Genomic DNA, 9,871 nt, shown 5'->3' with positions numbered 1-9,871 from the left:
ATGTGTTTCAGCTCTATTGAAACTCTGAGTCGAGAGATCTCCCGCCACAGTGCTGTCCGTACCATAGAGGACTGAGATTTCTCCACTCCGCTTCGCTGCGGTCGAAATGACGATAAGGGTGTCCGCCGTATAGTCATTTCCGAAGACACCGGATGACGCCATTGCTGCTGCGCCCCACCGTCATCTCGAGCGGGGCGTCGTGGCGATAAGGAGAAGATGTGTTTCAGCTCTATTGAAACTCTGAGTCGAGAGATCTCCCGCCACAGTGCTGCCCGTACCATAGAGGGTTGGGATTTCTCCACTTCGCTGCGCTGCGGTCGAAATGACGATAGGGCGGGGTGGCACTGGTACCATTGGAGGACTGAGATTTCTCCACTCCACTGCCGACCGTCGAAATGACGATAGGGCGCCTGTATCATTCAAAGAGTGCGATTCCCGTCAGACCTTTTCCTATGCCTATGGGCGGTTAATAAATATTTCCTTTCTGCAAATAAATCAACAGACTCTATCAATAAATCTGATAATTATCATAATTAAATATGAATATCAAATTTGTTATTCTCTAATAAAAGTGATATAATAAATTCATCCGGAAAGGGTCCTGATTTCCGGAATGGAAAAGGAGGAAATAGAAGGGCAGAGGAAACACGGTCACTCGCGCTTGTTCTTTTTCATGCTTTTTTCACAGTCACAGGATACTCTGTATTTCAAAGGAGCGAAGAACATGAAAAAGATTCTCGCAATTGCAGTTGCAGCTGCACTGACTGCTGGCGTATCTGCCTTCGCAGCAAATCCATTTTCCGATGTTTCCACCGATGACTGGGCATACCAGGCCGTATCCGACCTCTCCGACCAGGGTGTCGTAGAAGGATACCCCGACGGCACCTTCAAAGGCGAAAGAAACATTACCCGTTATGAACTGGCTCAGATCATTGCCCGCCTCATGGCAAAAGAAGACCAGCTGAACGCTGAACAGCGTGCAACCCTTGATAAACTGGCTGGCGAATACGCTGACGAACTGGCTAACCTGGGCGTTCGCGTTTCCAACCTGGAAAAGAAAGTGGGCAACATTTACTGGTCCGGCGATGCTCGTATGCAGTACCAGCACAACCTGGACGGCGCTAAAGACCATAGCGATACCTGGAACGGCCGTATGCGTATCAATGTAAAAGGCCAGGTCAATGACCAGGTAACTGTCAATGGCCGTTTTGTCAATGAAATGGACTTCAAAGACAGCGATTCCAGCGATACCTCCATGGACCGCATTTACACCCAGTGGACACCTAACGACAAGACCACCGTTAACATGGGCCGTTTCGGTGTAGCCCTCGACCAGACCGGTACCTTCTGGGATGAAGACGGTATTTTCGACGGCGTCAACGCAGCCTGGGACAATGGCAAAATCGGCGTAGAAGCAGGCTATGGCCGTTTCAAAGATGCCGGAAATGAAGTGGCTGAGGATGATGAAAGCGGTATGTGGAAAGACAGAGCTTCCACCGAAGCATGGTATGGCAAACTGACCGGCCACTTCAATGACCGCGCAGACCTCTCTGCCTTCTACCTGGAAAATACCCACAAAGCAAATGGTACCGAAGGCATTGACAATGGTAGCCCGAAAGCCCATGTATGGGGCGCCGGCACCACCGTTGACCTGGGCGGCAACTTCAACCTTGACGGCGACTTCGTTCAGACAAAACTGAACAAAGGAAACGGCCACGCCAACCTCTGGACTGCAGGCCTTACCTACGGCGCAGTAGACACCGACAAACCAGGCACCTGGCAGCTGGGCGTTCACTATGTGAAATCTGACTACGGTGCTATGCTCCTCGGCAACTCCGCCCTGGACCTCACCGACCAGCTGGACTACGGATATGATAACAACGCAGACGTTCACTTCTGGGTAGCCCGCGCAGGCGTAGCACTCCAGAAGAACGTAGAACTGGACGCTTACTACAACTTTGCAGCTAAAGCTTCCGGCAGCACCGAAGATCCCGACGACACCTGGGGCATCGAACTGAACTACGCATTCTAATGGGAATGAAAAAAGAACTCCTTCGGGGGTTCTTTTTTATTGGTCAGAAAAACTTGCCCCCAAAAAACTTGCCTCCCCCTGCCTGCGTGGCGGAGGGGGACCGCGTGCACTTTAAACTTGCCTCCCCCTGCAGGCAAGTAGAGGGGACCGCGTGCACCTAAAACTTGCCTCCCCCTGCCTGCAGGGGGAGGGGGACCACGATAGTGGTGGAAGGGGTTAGTACATGGAGAGATGAATCATAAGTGCTTTTCACTATTTCGGAGATTCCCCCTTTGGTGCCTGCGGCACCACCTTCCCCCCGCTCCGCGGTGGGACAACAACCCGCTTTGAACGTAGCGTAACTTATGACAATAGAGTTAAGAATGAAGAGGCTTATTCTGTCCCCTGAATAGGGGAAAGTCCGGCGCAGCCGGATAAGGGGTGGCCACCTGCGGTGGCCAATTCAGCAGGATGATACTTGATGAGATGTGTCATAAGTGCTTCTTACCATCACGGAGATCCCCCCCTTGTTGGCTGGCGCCACCACCTTCCCCCCGCTTCGCGGTGGGACTATGGGCGCTGGGCATTTCGGGTAATTGGCGTGTGGGGCAGTAATGGCGGGAAAACCATACAACCGGGCTGGCGCCCGTGGAAATACACCCCTTCTGCCGCCTTCGGCGGCGTCTTTCCACGGAGGGGCAGATTTTAGCGGCGCTATGTTTTGTGGTACTTATGAGGTAACGGCTTATCTGCGGTTTATTCTGTCCCCTGAATAGGGGAAAGTCCGGCGCAGCCGGATAAGGGGTGGCCACCGCAGGTGGCCAATTCAGCAGAATGGTACACGGAGAAATGAATCATATGCTCCTTGTACCATTCCGGCAGTTCCCCCTTTGGTGGCTGGCGCCACCACCTTTCCCCCTATTCAGGGGCACTATGGGTGCTGGGCAGTGTGCCACATATGACACAGAAGGAAAATGTAGAGAGGCCCTGTTCTGCTCCCGCATGCGGGGGAAGTCCCGCGCAGCGGGAAAGGGGGAATGCATTTCCATCGGGCCGAAGGCCCGGTTTGCCTGTTTTCCCTTGCCCGCCAGGGCGGCTCCCAGGTTTTATCAAAAATGGCGCCCTTTTAATTTCGGGGCGCCCACATTCATTTACCATTTACAATTCACCATTTACCATTTTCTTAAGGCGCCCACCACAACCCTCTGAACCCTCACGCCGAAGGCGTGTCCATCATAAAAAATATCTATATGCACTAAAAGATAAAATTGAATAGCAGTCATTCTTTCTTGCAAAGAAAAAGGAAGAGGAAATAGGGGAAATTCCCTCCCTGTCGGCGATTTCAAGGGAAATGAGACCGGTCGGGAAGCGTGGGAAGGACGGTTCACAATGGCCTCAAAAGCTGGGGATATATAAGGACTTGACAGGATACTTACCTATGGAAAACTTGATTTTAGTCACCGTTTATGGTACCCTGTACCTAGACCAAGGTCCCGCCCTCGGGACGGTAGTCAGGGATAGTACGTGAAGAAGGAAGCAGAGGAAACACGGTCACTCGCGCGAGAACTTCAGAGCGGAACTCCCGGTAGAAAAAATAGAGGGTCCATTTTCTTTTATTTTTTTTCAAAGGAGCGAAGAACTATGAAAAAGATTCTCGCAATCGCAGCAGTAGCTGCACTCACCGCTGGCGTATCCGCTTACGCAGCAAATCCATTCTCCGATGTTTCCACCGATGACTGGGCATACCAGGCAGTATCCGACCTCTCCGACCAGGGCGTCGTAGAAGGCTATCCGGATGGCACCTTCAAAGGCGAAAGAAACATTACCCGTTATGAACTGGCTCAGATCATTGCCCGCCTCATGGCAAAAGAAGACCAGCTGAACGCTGAACAGCGTGCAACCCTTGATAAACTGGCTGGCGAATACGCTGACGAACTGGCTAACCTGGGCGTTCGCGTTTCCAACCTGGAAAAGAAAGTCGGCAACATTTACTGGTCCGGCGACGCTCGTATGCGTTACCAGAGCAAGAGCCTTGACCAGAAGGATGGCTGGAATGGCCGTATGAGAATCAACGTACGTGGTCAGGTAAATGACTCCACTTACGTACAGGGCCGTTTCGACAACGAAATGGATTTCAAGGATAACGATTCCAAGAAAAATGATACAACAATGGATCAGTTGTACGTTAACCATAACTTCGGCAAAGATGTAGCTGTACGTCTTGGCCGTCAGCCCATTTCCTTCGGTGATCAGGCAGGCTGGCTGAACAATGGTCATGATGGATACGATGGTGGACAGATTGCTTATAACAATGGCAAGCTGTCTCTTGCTACCGGCTATGGCCAGTTCAACAGCACCTTTGGTGATTTTGCTTATGATGCAAAAGATAACAATAAATCTGATTTCTACTTTGCACGCGGTGCTTATGACTTCAACTTCGCTAAACTGGGCGTAGACTACATTGCTTATCAGGATAAACACAATGTAGTAGAAGAAGGCAAGATTGATGCTGCTGGCACAAAGGCTAAAGTTAACTTCGAAGGAACCAAACCTGAACTCTTCGGCGTAAACCTGAACATTCCTGTTCAGCAGTTCAATGTATTCGGTGAATACTGGAAGAACACCACCGCTCCGGATGCTCTGGAAGATACCGCTTGGAACGCAGGCCTTTCCTATGGCGCAGCTAACTGGAAGAAACCGGGCACCTGGGATCTCTCCGTTGCATACAACAACGTAGGCAATGGCGTATACCTCGGCGCTACCGGCTGGCAGACCAACATCCTTGATGCAGTTGCTAATGCTGGCAAGCTGAAATTCTGGAATGCTATGGGCGATGTAACCTTGGCTAAGAACGTACAGCTCCATGCTGAATATGCATTCGCTGCTGACGCTGATCAGGGTGAAGATCCGGACGACGCTTGGACCGTTTCCCTGAACTACAAATTCTAATTTCTGAAAAGAAAAAAGAATCCAGTTTCATAAACAAAAAAGAAGCTCTCGAAAGAGGGCTTCTTTTTTTGTGCCGCTTTCTGTGGAGTCTTGGGAGGTGGGGAACACATAGGGAAAATTGTAAATGGTAAATTGTAAATGGTAAATTGTAAATGGTAAATTGTAAATGGTAAATGAAGGTGGGCGCCTGCCGGCGCCAGTATGAATGAAAAGGTGAGCGGCGCTAAATCTTGCCATACTCAAGGGGAAGCGGCAGGGAATCTTTGAGTCATACTCTTCTTGCCCCATTACGGTGAAGTCCCGTTTTATGGGTGCTGGGCATTTCATCCTAAAGTGCTTTTCATCCCTATAAAGCAGCTCTTTCCTTTTCAAAATCTTATGATAAAATGAAGGTAAAGGAGGTGGTGTGATGGACTACGACACCATAGACGACATCTACTTGGCCGGTAAGAATCCTGAATACGATGCAGCAGCGAAAAAGCTGCTCTCCAGCAAAAAGATACTGGCTTGGATACTGAAGTACTGCGTAGAAGAATTCAAAGACTGCTCCATAGCTGATATTCGTGACCGCTATATCATAGGTATACCGGAAACGGCGTCAGTGCCGGTGCTTCCCGACGAAACCAATGCAGCTGCCATGGTGGGCACAGACCATATTTCCGGAGAGAGAACGGAAGATACCTCTGTCACGGAAGGGAAAGTCACCTTCGATATTCGTTTCCGAGCCATCACGCCACGGAACGAACTGGTACAGCTCATTATCAACATCGAAGCCCAAAGGAGCCGCCACACATCCTATCCGCTCCTGAAACGGGCCATGTACTACGTGAGCCGCCTTATTTCCTCCCAGTACGGCGTGGACTTCAACAAAGCGCAGTACGGTAAAATCAAAAAGGTCTACAGCATATGGCTCTGCATGGATGCGCCCGATGACAGAGGCGGTATTACCCGCTACCGCATGCAGGAAGAACCGGAATATGGAAATATCCTGGATGAAAAAGAAAACTACGACCTGCAGCAGGTAGTCATGGTTTACGTGGCCCATGCCCGGGCAGATATGGAAAACCGCCTGCTGAACCTGCTGGGTGAACTCTTCGTATCAGAAGACGATGCCAACAGGAAAAAGGCAGAACTGATTGAACACTATGATATTGATTTAAATGAAAACGAAGAAAGGCTGGTGAGTACCATGTGCAACCTGAGCGTAGGAGTATATGTAAGAGGGAGAGAAAGTGGAATTTTGGAAGGTAAAATAGAAACCAGTAATCAGATTGTCCTAAATCTCCTGCAGATGCATATGGGCATGGATTTCATCAAGAAAGCTACGGGACGTTCGGAAGAAGATATCAAGAAACTGGCAGAGGAAAATCATCTGCCGGTATAGGGAAGTACTGATTTATTCATAGAGTTTGCTTTTATAAGAATTTTTGTGCACTGCTTCGTTAAGAGGCTCTTTAAATAGTAAGGAATGGAAAAAAGAACTCCTTCGGGGGTTCTTTTTATTGTCTTTCCAAACTTGTCCCCCAAAAAAACTTGCCTCCCCCTGCCTGCAGGTGGCAAGCGAACTTGGGTCGCAGGGGAGCGAAGCGACCTGAGAACCAAGTGAGACGCTTCCCACCGGGGCGAAGGGGGACCGCGTGCACTTTAAACTTGCCTCCCCCTGCTTGCAGGGGGAGGGGGACCACGATAGTGGTGGAAGGGGTTGGCAAGAATCGGAATGAATCATAAGTGCTTTTCACTATTTCGGCGATTCCCCCTTTGGTGGCTGACGCCACCACCTTTACCCAAAGGGAAGCATGTCACTGGATTTTCGGGTCGCTATGCTCCCCTACAAATCCAGTTCCTTTGCCACCCCGCTAAAGCGGGGGCACTATGGGTGCTGGGCATTTTGGTCAATTTGAGTTTATAGCAGGTACAGAGGGAAAAACACACAACCGGTCTGCCTGTTTTCCTCGCCCGCCAGGGCGGTATATATTCATTGCCGCCGACAGGCGGCAATCCACAACCCTCAGCGCCGGAGGTGCTGTCAAACCTGAGAACCCTCAGCCCGAAGGGCTGTCCAACTTAAGAACCTTTTTCTCTCCTATGACTAGAAGTTGTTAAAAACCACAAAATTTAGTCATAGAGCATCTACAGTTCTCGATTTCAAAAAGTATGGGAATGAAAATGCCAAATATATGGGAATAGAATTTCCGAATATATGGGAATGAAATTGCCGAATATATGGGAATGGGATAAAATAGGGATAAAGAGGTGATTTTATGAATCGAAAAGAATATCATCCCCGTGTGATAGACGGTCAAGTGGAACGGTATTTATCGGCTTTTGGGGCGGTATGCATCGAGGGGCCGAAGTGGTGTGGGAAGACGTGGACTTCCTGTTATCACAGCAGGAGCAGCGTTTTTCTGGCTGATCCGGCAGGCAATTTTCAAAACCGGGAGCTGGCCCGTTTGAATCCGGCGCTGGTGCTGGAGGGAGAAACGCCGCGGCTGATTGATGAGTGGCAGGAGGTGCCTGCTTTGTGGGATGCTGTCCGGTACAAGGTGGATGAGAGGAATCTGAAGGGGCAGTTTATTCTGACCGGTTCTGCCACGCCGGTAAATAAGGGAATCCTTCACAGTGGTGCCGGTCGTATTGCCCGTCTTCGTATGCGTCCCATGTCTTTGTATGAATCGGGGCATTCATCGGGGGCGGTATCTCTTAAGGCGATATGCAGTGGAGCGGCAAAAGCGGAGATGACCGGTGAGGTGAAGCTCACTGATTTGATTGATTACATCATCCGCGGCGGCTGGCCGGCTAATCAGAAGGGAGATATAGAAGAGGCGGCTCTTTTACCGAAGGCCTATCTGGATGCCATTCTGGAAGATGATATTTCCCGTCTGGATGGAGTACGTCGTGATTCTCATAAAATGGAGCTGCTTCTCCGCTCTCTGGCCAGAAATGAATCGACCACCGTAAGTACCCGACGCTTGAAGAACGATATACAGGAGACAGATCATGCAGATATGGATATCAAGACGGTGACATCTTACCTGGATGTGCTGCAGCGGCTCTTCCTTCTGGATAACCAGAAGCCCTTCAGCTGGCATGTAAGGTCTTCCGTTCGCGTCAAGCAGGCGGAGAAAAGGCACTTCGCTGACCCCTCGCTGGCTGCGGCGCTGCTTAAACTGACTCCTGCCATGCTTCTTCACGATTTGGAGACACTGGGATTCCTTTTTGAGGCCCTGTGCGAGCGGGACTTACGTATTTATGGAGAAAGCTTTGGGGCAGAATTATATCATTACCAGGATTATAATGAGAAAGAAATCGATGCGGTGCTTGGCTTTAACGACGGCGAATGGGGCGCTTTTGAAATCAAACTGGGCGCCAATCAAATTGATAAAGCGGCAGAGGGACTACTGAAGCAGAAAGAAGCCATAGCAGCTGAAAGGGACGGGAAACCGCCCAAAGTACTGGGGGTCATCTGCGGACTGTCTTCTGCCTTTTACCAGAGACCGGACGGAGTTTACGTGATTCCTATTACCGCTCTGCGGCCATGAAATGGAAAATATAGGGAGAGTTTTATTTTTCTATCTTAAGGAGAAGCAAATAAAGCTTGAGGGGAGAAGAAGTGAGTCATATGCTTCCTGTCCCATTGCGGCGATTCCCCCTTTGGTGGCTGGCGCCACCACCTTTCCCCCAGCTCCGCTGGGGGCACTATGGGTGCTGGGCATTTCGGTCAATTTGAGTTTATGGAAGTTACGGAGGGAAAACCATACAACCGGGCTTCGCCCGTGGAAATGCACCCCTTTTGGTGCCTGCGGCACCACTTCCCCCGGAGGGGGAAGTTTTAGCGGCGCTATGCCTTGTGATACTTATGAGGTCATTGCTGTTCTGCGGTTTTATTCTGTCCCCTGAATAGGGTGGAAGTCCGGCGCAGCCGGATAGGGGGTGGCTGTGGAGGTCCTGCATAGGACCTCCAAGTCAGCCGAAGTTGGCCTCTAGCCTGCCCAATAAGAGGCCTTCCTTTTAGTCGGCTGACCGATGGTAGCGGCCAATTCAGAAGAATGGTACACGGAGAAATGAATCATATGCTCCTTGTATCACTCCGGCGGTTCCCCCTTTGGTGGCTGGCGCCACCACCTTTCCCCCAGCTCCGCTGGGGGCACTATGGGTGCTGGGCATTTCGGTCAATTTGAGTTTATGGAAGTTACGGAGGGAAAACCATACAACCGGGCTTCGCCCGTGGAAATGCACCCCTTTTGGTGCCTGCGGCACCACCTTCCCCCGGAGGGGGAAGTTTTAGCGGTGCTATGCATTGTGGTGCTTATGAGACCATTGCTGCCCTGCGGGTTGTTGTGCCCCCGCACAGCGGGGTGGCAAGGGAACACGATTCGTAGGGGAGCGGTAGCGACCTGAGAATCGTGTGACACGCTTCACACCGTGGCAAAGGTGGTGCCGTAAAGCACCAAAGGGGGAAAGCCACCGGAGGTGGCTAATCATCACAATATGGTTCATAACGTATGAGCACAGAAGGGAAGCATAGAGCAGACTTCCCCCATCGGGTGGAAGTACCGCCGCAGGCGGGGATAGGGGTGCATTTCCATCGGGCGACAGCCCGGTTTGCTTGTTTTCCCTCGCGCCAAGGGCGCGGTTGTAAAGGTTTTATCATAAGAGGCGTCTTTAAGAGGCGTCTTATATAAATTAAAAGACGCCCACCACAACCCTCGGCGGCGGAGCCGCCGTCAAACCTAAGAACCCTCCGGCCAAAGGCCGGTCAATCTTAAGAACCTTTTTCCCGCCCCTTGAAACACAACCCTTCTACACAACCTGCGCCGATAGGCGCGCCCCTTTTTTCTTAACCTGCGGCGAAGCCGCCACCACAACCCTCGGCGGCGGAGCCGCCGTCAAACCTAAGAACCCTCCGGCCAA

General features: G+C 50.9%; 4 protein-coding genes. All 4 read left to right on the top strand.

The window, feature by feature from the left end:
* Positions 1–724: 724 nt before the first annotated feature.
* The 4 genes from Q0482_RS09885 to Q0482_RS09870 all read left to right on the top strand — a co-directional run bounded on the left by Q0482_RS09885 (position 725) and on the right by Q0482_RS09870 (position 8,499).
* Positions 725–2,032 carry an S-layer homology domain-containing protein gene (locus tag Q0482_RS09885; RefSeq protein ID WP_299145924.1) on the top strand — a complete coding sequence of 436 codons (1,308 nt, stop codon included), beginning with the start codon at positions 725–727 and terminating at the stop codon, positions 2,030–2,032.
* Between the two features lie 1,620 nt (positions 2,033–3,652).
* A complete protein-coding gene (locus Q0482_RS09880; protein ID WP_299145923.1) occupies positions 3,653–4,960 on the top strand; it encodes an S-layer homology domain-containing protein in 1,308 nt (435 codons plus the stop codon).
* Between the two features lie 406 nt (positions 4,961–5,366).
* Positions 5,367–6,344: a hypothetical protein gene (locus tag Q0482_RS09875; RefSeq protein WP_299145921.1), complete on the top strand. Its 978-nt coding sequence runs from the start codon at positions 5,367–5,369 to the stop codon at positions 6,342–6,344.
* An 877-nt stretch (positions 6,345–7,221) separates the two neighbouring features.
* Positions 7,222–8,499, top strand: coding sequence for a DUF4143 domain-containing protein (locus tag Q0482_RS09870; RefSeq protein ID WP_299145919.1), 1,278 nt, complete (start codon positions 7,222–7,224; stop codon positions 8,497–8,499).
* Positions 8,500–9,871 lie beyond the last annotated feature (1,372 nt).

Source organism: uncultured Dialister sp. (genome assembly GCF_937959425.1).
Classification (GTDB): domain Bacteria; phylum Bacillota; class Negativicutes; order Veillonellales; family Dialisteraceae; genus Dialister.
Note: the sequence above shows the minus strand (reverse complement) of the source record. Positions and strands in the feature narration are given on the sequence as shown.

Bases quoted from the DNA above. Each gene is read 5' to 3' on its own strand.
- Q0482_RS09885 (WP_299145924.1), top strand. From the start codon at position 725: ATGAAAAAGATTCTCGCAATTGCAGTTGCAGCTGCACTGACTGCTGGC.
- Q0482_RS09880 (WP_299145923.1), top strand. From the start codon at position 3,653: ATGAAAAAGATTCTCGCAATCGCAGCAGTAGCTGCACTCACCGCTGGC.
- Q0482_RS09870 (WP_299145919.1), top strand. From the start codon at position 7,222: ATGAATCGAAAAGAATATCATCCCCGTGTGATAGACGGTCAAGTGGAA.